Origin of the sequence: Acidovorax sp., from assembly GCF_046314175.1 — a bacterium.
Lineage (GTDB): Bacteria > Pseudomonadota > Gammaproteobacteria > Burkholderiales > Burkholderiaceae_C > Acidovorax.
On sequence record NZ_JBKBXG010000105.1, the window covers coordinates 1 to 15,785 of the forward strand.

Below are 15,785 nucleotides of genomic sequence, written 5' to 3' on the forward strand. Positions count from 1 at the left end.
ACGACGAAGGTCACAGCGTAGACCTCGCAGAAAACGCCACCCAGGCGCGCACGGCCCGGGCAGGCAACACCTACGACCTCGTGCTGCTCGACATCTGGATGCCGGACACCGACGGGGTTTCGTTGCTCAAGGAATGGGCCACAGCGGGCGTGCTGACGATGCCCGTGATCATGATGAGTGGCCACGCCACCATCGACACCGCCGTAGAGGCCACCCGGATCGGCGCCTTCTCGTTTCTTGAAAAACCCATCACCCTGCAAAAGCTGCTCAAGGCGGTGGAGCAGGGCCTGGCACGCAACGCTGCCCACCAGTCCGCCCCGGTGGCTGCGGCCCCAGCGCCCGTCCATACCCCGGCCGACCCCACGTTTTCGCAACTGCCTGCTGTGTCGGCCATCATGGCTGGCGTCGAGGCTGGCCCGCACGCGCACCAGGGGTTTGACCTGGACCGCCCCCTGCGCGAAGCGCGCGATGGTTTTGAAAAAGCCTATTTCGAATTCCACTTGGCCCGCGAAGGCGGTTCCATGACGCGCGTGGCCGAAAAGACGGGCCTGGAGCGCACGCACCTTTATCGCAAGCTGCGTCAGCTGGGGGTCGATCTCGGCCGGGGCAAACGCGGGTAGGCTTGCAAGAAATTATTGGCGGTTTCGCCAAAACAGCCTTTTTTTCTGGTTATAATTTGAGGCTCAGGCCCGGTAGCTCAGTCGGTAGAGCAGAGGATTGAAAATCCTTGTGTCGGTGGTTCGATTCCGCCCCAGGCCACCACTATTCATTTTGTAGTCGTCCATAGACGTCCGCAGAAGTTAAAAAGCCCTAAGTAAATCAACGACTTAGGGCTTTTTTCATTCCAGGCCCGTCCATAGTTATCCGCCCCAAGCCAGCACAAAGTGGGGGCAACTTTGGGGGCAACTGCTAGGCTCGGGGGCAACTGCTGCAAAAGTTGCCCCCAATGCCTCTGACAGACACCGCAATTCGCAAGGCCCAGCCTGGGCCCAAGCCCCGTAAGCTGGCCGACGCAAAAGGCCTCTACCTTGAGATATCCCCGGCTGGGGGCAAGTGGTGGCGGCTCAAGTACCGCATTGCCGGGAAAGAGAAGCGGATCTCGCTGGGCACCTATCCAGAGACAGGCCTCCGGGATGCCCGCGAGAAAGCCGACAGCGCCCGCGAACTGCTGGCCATGGGCCAGGACCCCAGCGACCAGCGCAAAGCAGAGAAGGCACGCAACGTTGTCGAAGATGCGGCCGCCGCGCGTGCCGAGGCTGGGTTGCCCCCAGAAGAAAGCTTTGAGCACGTCGCCAGGGAGTGGTTTGACACCCGGAAGGATGAATGGGCGCCCAGCTATGGGGAAAAGATCCTGCGACGGCTAGAGGTTGATGTGTTCCCGTGGGTGGGCTCTGAGCCCATCAGCTCCATCACGCCCCCCCAGCTGTTGACGGTGTTGCGCCGTATCGAGGCGCGCGGTGTTGTTGAAACCGCACACAGAGCCTTAGAGAACTGTAGCCAGGTGTTTCGGTATGCGGTGGCCACCGGGCGGGTTCAAAGCAATCCGGCCCGCGACCTCAAGGACGCTCTACGCAAGCCCATGGTGAAGCACTTCCCTGCTATCACTGATCCTGCACGGCTGGGTGAACTGCTGCGCGCCATTGATGCCTACAAGGGAACACATGTAGTCCGGGCAGCGCTGGCGCTGCTCCCTATGGTGCTTCTCCGCCCAGGTGAGCTACGCAAGGCGCGGTGGGAAGAGTTCGACCTCGATAAAGCCGTTTGGACCGTGCCCGCAGAGCGGATGAAACGGGAGAAGGCGGGAAAGCTGTTTGGGAAGCCACATGTTGTGCCGCTGGCCACCCAGGCCGTGGCGGTGTTACGTGACCTCCATGCACTGACAGGCAGCAGCCCATACGTATTTCGTGGGGAGAGGCATCACGACCGACCGATGAGTGATGCGGCCGTGAATGCGGCGTTGCGGGCTATGGGATTTTCAGCTGATGAGGTTACCGGTCATGGGTTCCGCGCAACCGCCCGCACAATGATGGCAGAGCGACTTGGTGTTGCGGAATCTGTAATAGAGGCGCAATTGGCCCATTCGGTCAAAGATAGTCTTGGACGTGCGTATAACAGAACAGAATATATAAGTGAACGAAGATCAATGATGCAGCTTTGGGCAAACTACCTCGATGGATTGTCTGAAACAAAGCCTGCTTGACAATTGTTTTACATATCTCTATCAAACTTGATAAAGTTTGAGGGGGTGTTAAAAAATGGGGGATATGTGCGCAAAGTAATATTTTGTATAGCGTTTTGCGGCTTGTTGATGGCTTCTGTGGGACGCACTGAAAATCAACCGGATGAAGTTATTCAACTCAAGGAGAGGATTTACCAGCTTGAAAAGGATGTGGCGATCCTTAGAGATGTAAATAGCAACCGACTGGATGCGCAGGACAAGCGCATTGGCGATGTAGGAATTTCTACAGCACAGCAAGCAAATTCTATGGCTGCGATATCGAATGTCACAGCGCTTGTTGGAGCATTAATAACCCTCGTCGCTTTAATCGCGGGATTTGTTGGCTACGTCACAACGAAAAACCGTGCAGTCGTTGAGGCGCAAGCTGCAGCTGAGAGATGGTTCAATGAAAACACTGCAGGGTACAGAGAAAAAATAAAATCGTCCCAAGATGAAGCTGATGCATTAAAAATTGAGATAACTAGTATCCAGAGTCTTGCCATTGAGATTCGGCATGAAATGAACAAGCAAAAGGCGGATGTTGTAACTCATGCAGAAGAAACGCGGAAAGCAATAAATGAAGTGACAAGGCAAGCATCGCCTAGCGTGAGTGACCAAGTCCGGCCGTCCGCACAATCCACTGAGAAGCGAGACGGAAGCGCTGGACAGGACGATGCAGAATTATTAGAGCGTGAAGCGCCCAGTGCTAGTACACAAGATTTTGATACGCAAGGTGTAAATATCACTGCAGCCGTTTCCGATGATGTCAATATAGTATCAACAGTTAATAGTGATTCTTCAATTCTGAATGAAGCACGAATGCTAGTTAAGGAAGGTAATAGGCTTGCCGCAACTGGAGACATCACCTCCGCAATTTCTGTTTATGAACAAGTTGTTAACCGCTTCGGTGAAGACAGCGATCCAGTTCTTCGAGGGGAGGCAGCACGAGCACTTGTGAATATGGGTTTGCGATTGGGCCTGCAAGGACAAAATACAGCCGCAATAGCTGCTTATGAACAAGTTGATAAACGCTTCGGTGGTGATGCCGCACCAGCACTCCGGGAGCAGGTTGCGCGAGCCCTTGTAAACATGGGTGTGCGACTGGGGTTGGAAGTGGGCGATAAGGCTGCAATTGCCATTTATGAAGAGGTCGATAAGCGTTATGGTGAGGATACGAACTCCGCCTTGCGAGAGCAGGCTTCTAGAGCTTTGGCCAACAAGGCAAGTAGATTAGCCAGCAATATGGATATCGACGCCGCAATAGCTGCATATGATGAGCTTGATAAGCGCTATGGAAATGATAATGCATCTGCGATACGCAGACGAGTTGTTAGAGGGTTTGTAAATAAGGCCGCATTGATTAGGGACCGTGGCGACGTGGATGCGGCAATTGCTGTTATGGATCAACTGGATCAACGTTATGGTAGCGATGAAGGCCTAGTTGCGCGTGAATGGGTTGCGGCTGGATTGGTTAACAAGGCTATTATGCTTAGTGAGCGAGATGATAATGAGGCTGCTATTGCTGTATATGAAAAGATAGACCGCCGCTACGGTAGTGATGTTAATCCAGCGGTACGCAGGCATGTTGCTGGGGCGCTGTTAAATAAAGGGGTAAGGCTTAGTAAGCTAGGGCTAAATGCAGAAGAGGTGGCCGTTTATGATGAGATTTATAGGCGATACCAAGGGGACGAGCACCCCGTTCTGCGAGAGCAGGTGGCGCGAGCACTGGTTAATAAAGGCATCACTCTTGGGGATAAGGGCGACGCTGTGGCCGCAGTGGCGGCATATGATGAAGTGGATAGATTATTCGGAGACAGTCACAACACGACTCTCCGAGGACATGTCGCAGGAGCCCTTTTGAATAAGGGTGTGAGGCTCGGTATTCTCGAACGCTACGACGAAGAAGTTGAGACCTATGATGAAATTAGGCGCCGGTACGGAGAGGATAGCGATCCCGCTTTGCGGACACAGGTCGCAATGGCGCTTTTTAACAAGGGGATAACTCTGCGTCAGTTAGGCCGAACGGAAGCAGCGATGGCTTCTTTTGATATGCTGATTCAAGAATATGGGAACGACCAGGATCCTGCGATACGTGAACAGGTGAATGATGCCCTGCTTCACAAGGGAATTTTGATTGGTAGTCAAGGGAGAAAGTAAAACAGTCGTTAAGCGAGCTGTTTTCCCTATTTCAAGGCCAAAGGTACTTGAATTCATACGCAGCTACCCCCCCCCCGTTTTTCACTTTCCTCCTATCCCAGAGCGCCGCCCTGCATTCCGCATCCGTAAATATGAAGCTTGCGAGCCTCTTTGCTAAATCCACCACTTAGTACCCAGGCGCGCAGTGGAGACCCCGCCTCACCTGCCCGCTAAATGGCCCTCAATTGACGACCTTGCCGACCATAGACTGTGCAAGGCACGGTGCGGCTTGGGGGGCGGTTTTCGCGCATTTTCGGGTGACGAGATTTGACGGCTTTTGTCTGGCCGTTCATAAGTGAGGGCGAGTGCCTGGTTACGTTACGGACATATGATGATGGCGCGTCAGCATTCGGTGAGAGGCGATCATCCAGGGGGAGCATCAAACCTCGTCAAGGCGGATTGCGGTCGGTCAGCTCGCTGTAGCTTCAACCTGGCTCAGACCTTGAACAACTACCTTCGATACAAGCCGCTTCGAAATCTCCTGCGCCAGTACAACCTACAGGATTCAATCGAGGACATATGGTGGTATTTCCAAGCGGTGGACCATCACTCCTCGAATGAGAAGGTATGGACCGGCAAAGGCTTCATAAAGCTAAACGCCGAACTTCACAAGTGGGAGATCGCCATTCTTGCGCGCGAAATCGCGTTGAACGCGACGCCAAGGGGAACGCTTCGTCTTCGCCCCTGGCCCAACATGGCGCGCGTGCTCAATATGCTGCGCACCGTGACCAATGACATGGTGGGGCCGGCAATGACGCCGGACCAGGCCTACAACAGCTTGAACCCGACAGGCCATCTTCAGTTTCCATGGCAGCGCACGCGTCAACTCAATGCGCTCATGCGTTACTTCAAGGTGTTCTCTGAGCCCGACGTGGAGCGCCTACTGATTCGCCAGACTGGGGTCAGCACGAAGGAGTGGTTTCTCGTGGGCTTTGCCACTGTGGGCCTTCTACAGCACAGATGCACGATCTCCGCTCACCAGGACTACCGATCGGTTGCCATTGAGCTGGAGCGATCCAAAACTGTGTTTGACAAACTGTCGCAGCCTCTCGAAGAACTTCAATCAAAAGTCAATGACGCAGCCAGGTACGACGACACCTGGATGTACACGTGGAACCCACTCGAAGCCAAACCGCTCGTGGGCTTGGACTTGACGCACCCTGAGCGCCTCCATTGCCCTATTCCCCACTATGTCATGAGCCGGGTAAGCCAAGGCCTCTTCTACGAAATCGCTCAAGCAGAAGGCTTCAACGACCCATTTGGTGCTTCGTTTCAAGCCTACTTTGGTGAGGTGCTGAGCAAGACATTCCCAAGCCCTCAATTCACGATTTACGAAGAGCGTGAGTACAAGGTGGGGCGCGCTCGAAAAGACGGCGTGGACTGGATACTGACCGACGACCAGGCGAACTTGTTTGTCGAATGCAAGGCCAAGCGGATGACCGTGGGTGCTAAGTCGGCCGTTGACCCAGCAATCATTGGCCAGCAAGTGGACTATCTGGCGAAAGCCGTCATACAGCTATACAAAAACATAGCTGATGCACTGGCAGGCCACACGCATTGGCCGCGAAATGAGCGGCCAATTTTTCCGCTCGTCGTGACGTTCGAAGATTGGTACTTGCTTGGCACGTCAACAGACCTTTTGGCAGAGGGCGTGCGCACGAAAATGGCAGAGGCGAACCTTGACCTGACATGGCTTGACACCATGCCCTACACAGTGGCCTCTTGCGAGGACTTCGAAGACGTGAGTCCCACGATTGCTGAGGTAGGCATTCATGCGTTCTTCAGCTTGAAGCACTCCGGCGATCAACAACATTGGATGATCAAGTTCTTTGCCAATGAGCACTTCAACGAGGCGTATCAAAGAACAGTTCACCGCGACCTCTTCAAGGACGAGTGGGACAGAATCCTTCCAGACAGTGTTCTGCCCTCAGGGCTCAAGAGTCCAGAGTCAAATTCGCCCTGATCGGGCGCGTACCCTCTGCTTGGTGGAGCGCCACCATCGCTGTCTTCGAGCTACTAGTGCACGCAAAGAAGGCGCTACCGAGCGAGCCGCCAGCAGTGGTCTAGCCATCCATTCCTGAGCACCGCCCCCGGCGGCCACTGAATTCAAACGTTTGTCATCAAATCATGAAACGTCGTACTAGAGATTTCGTCGCTTTGTTCAATGCGTTCTGGTATCGGGACTTTCCAATAACGCCCGATCGTATTGACATCAGTCGTCGCGCGCTTTGGACTACGCATATCGCGTCTACGGTCAAGATGGCTGCAGACCACCTCGGCCTATACACATGCTTCGAAACGGGCGGAAAAACTGACGCGGTAATCCAAGACTCAAACGCGAAGGTCTGGGCGAAAGCAGAATGGGAATGGACACCGGCAAAGGTTGAAACCGTAAATGAAATCAAGAAGCTGGCAAGTGCCGCCAGCGAAGCTGACACATTCTTCTTTGTCGGCTACAGCCGGACTGACAATGACACACATCAGCTCAATATTGACGCCATTGGGCGGCAGTGGGAAGGAATCGACAAGCCGCTGATAGTGTTTCTCGTGACTTTCTCGTATTCAAAGAAGCGGCGGCATTTTCATGAATTGCAGACCTATGTCTTTACTGGCAGCAACTATACGAAGGTGCGTGGGCAAGAGGCGCTCCCTTGGCAAGTGCCGGGCACAAAATGGCACGCCTCCGCGTACGCAAAAGTGGATGGCTAGACTGCGCCGGTCGGCCACTGCTCATGTCAAGTGTTGAGCGTCCGCTTTCTGTACCCGCCACCGGCTGCACCTAGCTGCCCAATGCAAAAAAGGCCCCGACAGCACTGCCGGGGCCTCTTGCTTTTCAGCGCCAGGGCGCATGCCTGGCTTTGTTCATGTTGATGCTCAGGCTGTCGTCTCTGCCTCCGTCCGCTGCAGCAATATCGCCTGCACAGGCGTGAGATACGCCCGCCCCGCGAACGGCCCCAACTGCAGCGGCCCCAGCGCCTCCACCTCCGGTTGTTCCTGGGCCTCCGGCCGCTGCAGCGCAACGGCCTTCAACCGGCTCCACACGAACTTCATGCGATGCTCCCGCGCGTCCTGCACATGGCGCTCGACCTCGATAGCGTCCGATACATGCGACAGCAGCGCCAAAGCCCGAGAAAGCCCATCTTCGGACTGCGCAAGGGCCTTGTAGGCCTCCAACCTCGCATAGGCCCCATAGGCCGCGTCGTGCGCGTTGGCGTAGGTCTGCGCAGCGCGCGACGCACTGGCGCGCAGGGACAACGTCGTACGCTCCGAATCGGCCAGCGCCTCGCGCAGTTCTTCGGCAATGGCCAGCGCATCGTTCTTCTTGAACAGCGCCTCTTTCACCGCCTTCGTCTTCTCAAAATTCGCGGCCGCGAGCAGCTGCTTGAACTCCAGCGTGGCGGTCTCTGCAGCCGTCTCATGGGCGGCAATCTTGCCGCGCAGGTCCGCATGGCGCTCCATCAGCTCCGCGTACTGCTTACCCGAGCCCTCGTTGAAATCCGCGCACGCTTTGAGCAACTTCGCTAGCGCGCTGTCGTAGGCGGCCTGGGCCTGGGCCAACTCGTCTTGAATCGGGGTGGTCTTGGTGGTTTGGGTCGTCATGGTGGTGATTCCTTTCAGCAATCGGTGAGCGTGATTTCTGCGGACTGGGCATGGCCCGTGCGCGTGTTGAATTGCAGGGACAGCTTCTGATCGACGGCGGAGAACTCCCCCGTGATCTTGTGCAGCTCGGTGCGCGCTTGCGTGTATTCCGCCAGGGCGGTTTCGAGCTTGCGGTTGGCAGACACATAGGCCGCGCGGGCCTTGGATTCATTGGCAAACATGGTGAACTTTCAGAGGTCAAAAAATGGAAGGGAACACGGACAAAAAGAAGAACTAAAGCCGGGCATACAGGCCGGGCAGGGCGAGGCCCTGGCCACGATCAATCAGCGTCCAGCCACTCGATAAACCCGGTCTCTTGCAAATGGCTGCGCGCCACATGCCGGGCCGCCGGTGAGAACTTGCCGATGACGGCCCTCAACACCGTGCGCAAGGCCAGCAAACGGGCCACCAAGGGCTCATGCTCCGCACGCAGGGCCGCCAGCTCTGCCGCCTGGGCTTCACAGCGCTTGCGGGCTGCATCGAGCTGCATGCGCAGGGATGGCGAGTCATCAGACAGGGCAGGGGCCGAAACAGTTGGCACAACAGGTGCGGCCGATGGCAAGGGCAGAGCCAGCCGCAGCGACAGCGGGGCCGCAGCACCTGCACGCAGCGCTTGCAACTCCGCCTTGCGCTTCTCGCGGTGCTTGCGCTGGCGCTCTGCGTTCGACATGGCCACCTTCGATGCAGGGGCCTGGGTTGATGTGCTGCGCGTGCTCATGGCGCCCCCAGCTCCACCGCGTTCGGGTGGAAAAAGTGGCAGTGCTGCAGCACGTGGGGCGCTGGCGTGAACCAGGGATTGACCCCGGGCATCAAGCCCTTTTGCGCCATCGCGCAATAGCCTTTGCGCTGCAGATGCACGCAGTCGCTGCAGCGGTGGCGCTCGTCATCGATGAACAGCGCACCCCGCAGCCGCAGCAGGGCCACGAGGCCCGCGCGGTGATCGCGGATGGCCGCGCGCTGGTCGGGGCGCAAGGCACTTGCGGGCGAGACCTGCAGCGCTCCGGCATCCGTCACAGCCAGGGTCAAACCCGCTGATTCCAGCGTCTGCAGAATGCCCCGCGCGGCCATGGCCAGGGCCTTGTCGGCATGGGTCAAACCAGCGTCAGCGCAAAACGTGGACGCGCCATCCGCTGGCTGGAACCCACCAAAGCCCACCAAACCCACCATGGCGGGATCGCTCGAAACGGCGTCAGGACAAATCGTGGTCGGTCGATTCGCTGGCAGAAACCCACCATTTGCCACCAAACCCACCAAGGGCGAAGTTTGCGCGGCCATCACTTGAACACCTCCACGTCATCCGCTGCAGGTCCATCGCTGGCGCGTCCATCGGCCGTCAAACTCCCACCAGAAGGCACCAAACCCACCAAACCGCCCCCTTTGGCACCTGTTGTGGGTGCCCGTTTGGTGGGTTTGGTGCCAATTGGTGGGTTCTGGCCAGCGGATGGCGTGTCCTGCATCGGGCCTTGTGCATCGCTCTCGTTGGTGGGTTTGGTGCCAATTGGTGGGTTCTGGCCAGCGGATGGCGCGTCCTGCATCGGGCCTTGTGCATCGCTCTCGTTGGTGGGTTTGGTGCCAATTGGTGGGTTCTGGCCAGCGGATGGCGCGCCCTGCGTCGGGCCTTGTGCACCTGCATCCATAGGGTTGGCGTGTGTCGATGGCCGCAGCTGAGAAACGGCCCAATGCAGCACCCCGGCGCGAAGGCCCACACGCACAAACAGCTTTCCAGCCACGATGCGCCCGGTCATCCGTTCGATCCAGCGGCCCAGCATCCGGGAATTCACCCGGCCCGCCTGTCCGGCGATGTCATCCACCGCGCCCGCCAGACGGTCGTCGGTGTCAGCCCGGCGGATGACACTCGCCACCGTGGTCTGCATGCCCCCGAAAGCCTCGTGCCAAGCCTCCAGCATGGCGGCCAGCTTGGTGGTCTCCGGGTCCTGCTCGAACGCCCGCGCAGCCGCCTCCATGGGGTCCGCCAGCGTGGGTAGCTCTGCGTCTGCCGATTGCTGCACCAGACCCGCCAGCCAGCACAGCGGCTGCCGCACCAGATCATCCCAATGCTCGAAGCTCGCGGTGCGTCCCTTGGCCACCTTCGGCCGCCCGGCCGTGATGTAGGCCCGCACGATGGTGAGCGCTGCCACCACGTACTGCAGCCGGTCGTTCGTCATCATCTGCGCCGGGTCGAAAGAAAAATCCCGCGTGTAGGGCTTTTCGCTCTGCGCATCGATGCGCGCCGTCAGCACGCGGCGGCAGGTGTCCGAGGTCATGCGCAGGTTGTTGCCCGTGGCGATGAACAAGGCACGGTTCGGTAGCGTCACGGTCTCACTACTGCCCAGGATGCGGTCGGCAAAAGTGGGCGCGGTCAGGAACGCATCGAGCGATGCAGAGCCCAAAGGCTCGCGCACGTTGTCCCACAGCACCACGCGCTGGCCCTCGCGCAGTACGGCGAACAGGCGTTTGCGGGTTTCCTCGTCGGTGTCGGCGGGTGGCAGGATGGCCGGGTCGGTGCCCATCGCCAGAATCCCGATACAACGGGCCAACAAGGTTTTGCCACTGCCTGCGGCCGGGGCGTCCAAACCGATGCCCGGTGCCGTGGGCAAGCTGGCGCGCAATGCAGCAGACAGCAGGCCATGCAGCACCACACCGCGCGCCACATCGTCCACCAGGGGGAACAAGGCCAGCGGGCGCCACAAGAACCGCAGCGCAGAAAGCGCATCTGCAGGCGTGGGGCTGCTTGGCACCTTCGGCGGGTTCGGGTGTTCGCTGTAGAACAGCAGGCCCGACACATCGTCGTGCCCCGTCCGGTCCAGAATGCTCCCATCGAGCCGCAGCGTCGGTGCCGTCACGACCGCGACGAGTTTCTTGAACCCGCGCTCGCCATGCTTGGCCAGGATGGCGCGGGCCACCCCGAGAGGCGCATCTTCTGCACCTTCTTCGGTCTGGTCATCGCCCGCCGAGTCCTTGCGCTTGCGCACCGAATAGAAGTCACAGACGCGCCCCATGTGGTCCGTGAGCCAGTCCGGCGACACCGGCCGGGCCTTGCCCTCGCTCACGTAGGCAATCGCCCCCTCGCCATAGTCGAACAGCTCCCCGCGCGACTTCAACACGGACAGGACTGCATCGGTTGTTGCCACCCGCATCCCGCGCCCAATCTGTACCCGCGCCGACTGCCGCATCAGCTCAAAACGCATGCCCCCATGGCGGTGCGTGTAGAGGTACGGCCGCTGTCCGCTCTTGAGGTTCACGACAGCCACGCGGCGGTCGGTGTCCGGGTCCAGCGGGTCCGCGAACTGCGTGTTGTGCCAGCGGTCGGGCGCGTCCAATATCTCGCCCACCGACACGGGTTCACCCTCCGCCGATGTGAGCATGAAATGCCCCATCAGAACCCGCTTCTCGCTCGCGCGCACCAGCACATCCCGCGCCTTCTCCAGCGGTATGCCGCGCCGCATGGCGAGCGATGGCGCCTTGGCATTGGCCCAGCGTTCACGCTGCGCTGCGCACTGCCCGGCGATGGCTTCACGCTTGGCACGCTTGAGGCTTTGCACCTGCTTGCGGGTCTCCCCGTCGCACTCGATCAGCCCAAGGTCGAACAGGCCGTCCGGGTCGCCATAGATGCGCGCTGCAGCGCCGGGCCGGTCCAAACCATCGAGCAGCACGGGCGGCGCGCAGAAATCCAGCCGCTCGGGTTGCCACACGGTCGCATCAATCAAGGAACGTTCCAGCGCTTGCCCTGCGCGGCCCACCTCATACCAGCCCTGGCCAAAAGCCCACAGCAGCGTGAACAGCGTCTTGCCCGCGTCCGGGATGCGTGAGGCATCGCGCACTGGGATGTAAAGGCGGTGGCGGTCCAGGCCCGACAGCACACGCCCATCGGGCGCTTGCACACCGGCCGAACAGCTCGGGCGCCAGAGCATGGGCGCATCGGCAAGGGCAGGGCACGCATCGATCAAACGCTGGCGCAGCTCGTCCGCGTTCAGCTCGCCATTCGGGCATCCATCGTGATCGAGCATCAGCACGCCAGGGCCACGCGGAAACGCGAAGTGCTGGCGCGTGCGCGAGATGGCGCCATGCGCTCCATCGTTCACCTGCGCATCCCGCTCCGCGACGATGGCGGCCTGTTCCTGCGCGCAGATGCCCCAGCCCACAGCCTGGGCCGGGTTGAGGTGGTCGAGGGCCTGCGCGAGTTCGTGCAAGCCACTGACGCGCACACGCTGCGCAGTGCCCGCCATCATCGAGGCGGCCGCCTGTTTGTTCAGCGTGCCATCGCGGTTCAGGCTCAGCACCTTGGTGAGCCGTTCGGGCTCGGTGGATGTGAACACGGTGAACTGCAGCGCGGGAGCGCGAGCTGCTGCGGTCGCTGGCACTGCGGCTTGCGCGCTGGTGTCGTTCAATGCCGCGCCCGTGCTTGTGGCGTTGGCCTTCTTCTTTGCCATGGTGATTCCTTCAAACGTTGGGAGCGGTGTGGATGGATTGCGCGGCGCGCTGCGGCGTGACCGTCTGCACGTAGCTGCTGAGACCGCAGCGCGCAGCCTTGCGGGCCAGCTCGCAGGCGGGCACGGCGTGCGCCGCGTCGCTGGTGTCGGTGAACACATGCAAGTGACTCAGGCCTCGCGGCCACCGGAAATGCGCGAGCGCTGCAGCGTCTGCAACAGCCCACACCGGCATGCGCAGCGCGGCTGCGAATCGCAGCGCGGACACGACACCCACAGCCACACCCAGCACCACGCCATCGGCCTGCACACGGGGCGCAGACAGCCGCACGGCCGCGCCCTTGATGTGTCCATCGGTGCCCGTGGCCTTGATGAACGAAGGCACCGTGGCAGGGGTGCCGTGCTCGGTCAGGTAAATGCGCTGCAGGGCCACCTTGTGGCGCTCCGCAGGCTGGTGCAGCCCGTGCGGGTGAACATCAATCTCCAGCGCTGCCAGCAGCGCGGGAAACGCGCCCAGGCATGCGGCCCGGCTTGTGCGGTCGGTGTGCCAATACTCCAGCGCGGGATGCAGGCGCAAAGCGTCGGGCCAGTTCGCGGCGTCGTGCCCCTGCAAGCCTTGGCGCACCAGATAGTGGCCTGCAGCATCGCCCGATGTGATGGGCTGCGCCTCGCTCCAAAGTTGGGCGATGCGCTGGCGGTTCTGTTCGTAGGCGTGCCGTGGATTGGAGCGGCGCGCGGACTCGGTGGATTGCGCGGGGCGTGCAGCGTGTGGGCTGTACGCGCGCAGGTCCACCGCTGGCAATCCCTGCGCTGCAGGTTCCAGGCAGGGCTTGTGCGCTGCAGGGCATGCCGTGCACGCGGTGCGGCGTTCTACGTAGCCAGCCACCACCATCTGGTCAAAAACGTCCAGGGCTTGCGGTAGCGGAAAGTTGTCGCGGCAGCTCTTGCACGCTGGTGCGCCTGCGCGGCGCGGGTTGTTTGGCGTGCTGCTCATGACACCCTCCGCACGCTCAGCAAACGCAGGTCTCCAAAGCGCTCGAAAGCGTTGGAGCCGATGGCCACATGCGATGCGGCCTGCTGGGTGTAGCGGTGGAATGTTCCCGCCCCGTCAATGCACTTGATGAGGTAGGTCTTCATTGCAGGGTCTCCCGTGCGCAGAGGGCGCCGTGCAGGGTCCGCAGCGTGGAATCCAGCGCGTCCAGGTCCTGGGCAAAGCGGTCGTTTACCAGTCGCAGCAGGGCGCCCAGCTCGTCGCGATGGGCGACAACGGTCTGGCTGTCCTGTGCGCCGTGGCAGCTCATGAGCTTCTCGATGGCGCCATAGGCCTGCAGCGTGGTGCGCAGGTCGCCCGCGTTGTCGTTGGCATCAAGGGCCAGCGATTGCGGGGCGCGGTCAGTGAGAGGGGAGGTGCAAGAGCAAGAGGGGGAAGAATGCGCGCGTGCAGCTGCGCCGGACGCGGATGCGCCCGAGGGGATACGGTCAGCCATGGGAGGCCTCCAAGCGGTGTGGTTTGCTAAAACCACCGCACCCGTCGCCAAACGGGGGCGGTGACTCGACGGGTTGGCGAACCGGACACCGCTTGCGCGAACCGGCAGGCCCTTGCGGACCTCCCATCGAGCCACCAAAACATGGAGGCACAGACAACGAAGCCGCAGTTGCTCTGCGGAAGAGACTGCGGCTTGCGTCGCAGCGGTGTAGCGGGTCGCCAAACCCGATTACGCCTTTTTGTGACGTAATGGCGCAATTGTAGCGAGCCGTGGTGGGTTTGGTTGATTTTGGTGGGTGTTTGGGGGTGAACTGGCGCGGCAAGTTCGCGGCGCGTGCGGTATTGCACGGACCGAAAGCGGCCTGGCCAGGATGGCGGGAGCTGGGGGTGGTGGTCATGGGAATCAAGGGCAAAAGGGGCCGTCAGGTTTCTTTGGGCGGAGTTCGGGCTGCAGAGCCGCAAAACGGCTCCGCAAGGCGGTGCTTTTGGGTGGGGTGGACCTACGGCGCCAGGGCGGCCGATTCGGTCTCTGTTGCGTCGGTATCGGTGCCCGGGCGGTCGGCTTCTGCCGGGGGCAGGCGGTCGCACTGGGCCATGGGGTGGCGGGCCATCTGTTCCATCACGTCACGGCGCCGGACGTGTGGGCTCAGGGGCAGCAGGATGGACGGATCAGGCGTGGCCGATGGGGACAGCGTGCGGTTGATCTCGGTGGCGGCCGCGAAGGTGTGGCCGCAAGCGGCGTTCTTGCAGATCAGGAAACTCTCACGCAGCAGGGGCGTTACCTGTTCGCTGCTGCGCACGCTTGCCCAGCTCTTGCAGTGGGGGCAGCGCATTTTCATGGGCGACTCCGTTTGTTGTTGCTAGGGGGCTTGGTTGGAGGTTTCGCGGTCGGCTTGGCAGCACGGCGGGCTGTGGCTTTCGCAACCTTGTCTTTGGATGAATCGGAAGGGTGAACGCGCGTGGCTTGTGCTGGGGCTGCGGGGGTAGCGGTGATCTTGGTGCGTGCCGCAATCCAGGCGTCAACTTCGGATTCACGCCAGGCCACGGCGTGGTCTGTGACGTTCACGGCCGAGGGAAAAGTGCCTTGGGCAATTGCAGCGTAAATGCTGCTTCTGCCCAGGCCCGTCAAAAACTGGACGTCACTCAGACGCAGCAGGCGGTCACGGTACGGTTTTACGGGAGCGCCGGGCATCGGTGCGATGGCCAAAAAGGGCGCCGTCGAGGCTTGGATTACTTCGGTCGTTTGCATGCCTCTATGGTCGAGTTTGGACCGTTGAGCGGCAAGCGAATGAGCATGTGTGTGAGCCGTACACATGCGGTAGTGCCGTGCGAGGTCGTCCAGCGTTGTGCGCAGTCGTCGCTTCGTCCATTGCATCCGATGCTGCGAGGGCTCTCACAGTTGGTTATCATTGGGGGAGCTTTTTGGGGGCAACTCTGGGGGCAACTAGCTTGCTATAAAAGCTATAGTTTCCAGGGTTCATGCGGGTTCTAGGCGTTCTTTCGGTAGAGCCCCAGCCACCAAATAAAAGCCCTTGATTTTTGCTAATCAAGGGCTTTTTCCATTCTGCATGCGGTGTCCACGGCGCTGGGTCGTGCTTCGGAGAGGCTTTGGACGGGTCTCCTGTCGCGCCACCAAGCTGCCCAGAGCATTCTTCTCGCCGCAGCACCGCATCCGATGTTTGCGTTCACCGAGGCCGCGGCCGGTGTGCGTTGAACACTTCCTCATCGCTTCGACACTTCACCCATGCCCCTCCTGAAGGACACCACCCTCGGTATCGACTTTGGCACTTCCAACTCCGCGATGGCCGTGCGCCAGGGG

15 protein-coding genes and 1 tRNA gene are annotated in these 15,785 nt (G+C 60.2%); 6 read left to right on the top strand and 10 right to left on the bottom strand.

Going from position 1 to position 15,785, the window contains the following annotated elements:
- The 6 genes from ACK4OE_RS22115 to ACK4OE_RS22140 all read left to right on the top strand — a co-directional run.
- Positions 1-620 (top strand): response regulator (locus ACK4OE_RS22115; RefSeq protein WP_409888144.1); only part of this gene is annotated, 620 nt, incomplete at its 5' end.
- Positions 621-686: 66 nt separating this feature from the next.
- A tRNA-Phe gene (locus tag ACK4OE_RS22120) sits at positions 687-762 on the top strand.
- A 184-nt stretch (positions 763-946) separates the two neighbouring features.
- Positions 947-2,200 carry a tyrosine-type recombinase/integrase gene (locus ACK4OE_RS22125; protein ID WP_409888146.1) on the top strand — a complete coding sequence of 418 codons (1,254 nt, stop codon included), beginning with the start codon at positions 947-949 and terminating at the stop codon, positions 2,198-2,200.
- Positions 2,201-2,308: 108 nt separating this feature from the next.
- Positions 2,309-4,375, top strand: a complete 2,067-nt coding sequence (locus tag ACK4OE_RS22130) for a tetratricopeptide repeat protein (protein WP_409888148.1) — start codon at positions 2,309-2,311, stop codon at positions 4,373-4,375.
- 481 nt (positions 4,376-4,856) lie between these two features.
- A complete protein-coding gene (locus ACK4OE_RS22135; protein ID WP_409888150.1) occupies positions 4,857-6,377 on the top strand; it encodes a hypothetical protein in 1,521 nt (506 codons plus the stop codon).
- A gap of 164 nt (positions 6,378-6,541) precedes the next feature.
- Positions 6,542-7,123 (top strand): hypothetical protein, encoded by a 582-nt coding sequence (locus tag ACK4OE_RS22140; protein ID WP_409888152.1) that lies wholly within the window; start codon positions 6,542-6,544, stop codon positions 7,121-7,123.
- A gap of 165 nt (positions 7,124-7,288) precedes the next feature.
- Here ACK4OE_RS22140 and ACK4OE_RS22145 read toward each other — a convergent pair whose 3' ends face one another.
- From ACK4OE_RS22145 to ACK4OE_RS22190, 10 genes are all read right to left on the bottom strand, one after another.
- A complete protein-coding gene (locus ACK4OE_RS22145) occupies positions 7,289-8,014 on the bottom strand; it encodes a hypothetical protein (protein ID WP_409888154.1) in 726 nt (241 codons plus the stop codon).
- A 14-nt stretch (positions 8,015-8,028) separates the two neighbouring features.
- On the bottom strand, positions 8,029-8,235 hold the full coding sequence (locus tag ACK4OE_RS22150) for a hypothetical protein (protein WP_409888156.1): 207 nt from the start codon (positions 8,233-8,235) through the stop codon (positions 8,029-8,031).
- A 98-nt stretch (positions 8,236-8,333) separates the two neighbouring features.
- Positions 8,334-8,771, bottom strand: coding sequence for a hypothetical protein (locus ACK4OE_RS22155; RefSeq protein ID WP_409888158.1), 438 nt, complete (start codon positions 8,769-8,771; stop codon positions 8,334-8,336).
- The gene (locus tag ACK4OE_RS22160) at positions 8,768-9,220 is read right to left on the bottom strand and encodes a hypothetical protein (protein WP_409888159.1); all 453 of its coding nucleotides are present in this window, start codon (positions 9,218-9,220) and stop codon (positions 8,768-8,770) included. Before ACK4OE_RS22160 ends, ACK4OE_RS22155 begins: the two co-directional genes overlap by 4 nt.
- 107 nt (positions 9,221-9,327) lie before the next feature.
- Positions 9,328-12,483: a hypothetical protein gene (locus ACK4OE_RS22165; RefSeq protein ID WP_409888161.1), complete on the bottom strand. Its 3,156-nt coding sequence runs from the start codon at positions 12,481-12,483 to the stop codon at positions 9,328-9,330.
- Between the two features lie 10 nt (positions 12,484-12,493).
- Complete coding sequence (locus ACK4OE_RS22170; RefSeq protein ID WP_409888163.1) at positions 12,494-13,474, bottom strand: hypothetical protein; 981 nt, start codon at positions 13,472-13,474, stop codon at positions 12,494-12,496.
- Positions 13,471-13,617, bottom strand: coding sequence for a hypothetical protein (locus ACK4OE_RS22175; protein WP_228896387.1), 147 nt, complete (start codon positions 13,615-13,617; stop codon positions 13,471-13,473). Before ACK4OE_RS22175 ends, ACK4OE_RS22170 begins: the two co-directional genes overlap by 4 nt.
- Positions 13,614-13,967 (bottom strand): hypothetical protein, encoded by a 354-nt coding sequence (locus tag ACK4OE_RS22180; protein WP_409888165.1) that lies wholly within the window; start codon positions 13,965-13,967, stop codon positions 13,614-13,616. The genes ACK4OE_RS22175 and ACK4OE_RS22180 overlap by 4 nt, the downstream gene beginning before the upstream one ends.
- A 499-nt stretch (positions 13,968-14,466) precedes the next feature.
- Positions 14,467-14,805 carry an ogr/Delta-like zinc finger family protein gene (locus ACK4OE_RS22185; protein WP_409888167.1) on the bottom strand — a complete coding sequence of 113 codons (339 nt, stop codon included), beginning with the start codon at positions 14,803-14,805 and terminating at the stop codon, positions 14,467-14,469.
- Positions 14,802-15,341, bottom strand: coding sequence for a helix-turn-helix transcriptional regulator (locus ACK4OE_RS22190; protein WP_409888169.1), 540 nt, complete (start codon positions 15,339-15,341; stop codon positions 14,802-14,804). Before ACK4OE_RS22190 ends, ACK4OE_RS22185 begins: the two co-directional genes overlap by 4 nt.
- Positions 15,342-15,785: the final 444 nt, after the last annotated feature.

Coding starts and splice junctions, on each gene's coding strand:
- ACK4OE_RS22125 (WP_409888146.1), top strand. CDS start 947: ATGCCTCTGACAGACACCGCAATTCGCAAGGCCCAGCCTGGGCCCAAG.
- ACK4OE_RS22140 (WP_409888152.1), top strand. CDS start 6,542: ATGAAACGTCGTACTAGAGATTTCGTCGCTTTGTTCAATGCGTTCTGG.
- ACK4OE_RS22180 (WP_409888165.1), bottom strand. CDS start 13,967: ATGGCTGACCGTATCCCCTCGGGCGCATCCGCGTCCGGCGCAGCTGCA.
- ACK4OE_RS22160 (WP_409888159.1), bottom strand. CDS start 9,220: ATGGTGGGTTTGGTGGGCTTTGGTGGGTTCCAGCCAGCGGATGGCGCG.
- ACK4OE_RS22155 (WP_409888158.1), bottom strand. CDS start 8,771: ATGAGCACGCGCAGCACATCAACCCAGGCCCCTGCATCGAAGGTGGCC.
- ACK4OE_RS22170 (WP_409888163.1), bottom strand. CDS start 13,474: ATGAGCAGCACGCCAAACAACCCGCGCCGCGCAGGCGCACCAGCGTGC.
- ACK4OE_RS22175 (WP_228896387.1), bottom strand. CDS start 13,617: ATGAAGACCTACCTCATCAAGTGCATTGACGGGGCGGGAACATTCCAC.
- ACK4OE_RS22165 (WP_409888161.1), bottom strand. CDS start 12,483: ATGGCAAAGAAGAAGGCCAACGCCACAAGCACGGGCGCGGCATTGAAC.
- ACK4OE_RS22185 (WP_409888167.1), bottom strand. CDS start 14,805: ATGAAAATGCGCTGCCCCCACTGCAAGAGCTGGGCAAGCGTGCGCAGC.
- ACK4OE_RS22145 (WP_409888154.1), bottom strand. CDS start 8,014: ATGACGACCCAAACCACCAAGACCACCCCGATTCAAGACGAGTTGGCC.
- ACK4OE_RS22150 (WP_409888156.1), bottom strand. CDS start 8,235: ATGTTTGCCAATGAATCCAAGGCCCGCGCGGCCTATGTGTCTGCCAAC.
- ACK4OE_RS22130 (WP_409888148.1), top strand. CDS start 2,309: ATGGCTTCTGTGGGACGCACTGAAAATCAACCGGATGAAGTTATTCAA.
- ACK4OE_RS22190 (WP_409888169.1), bottom strand. CDS start 15,341: ATGCAATGGACGAAGCGACGACTGCGCACAACGCTGGACGACCTCGCA.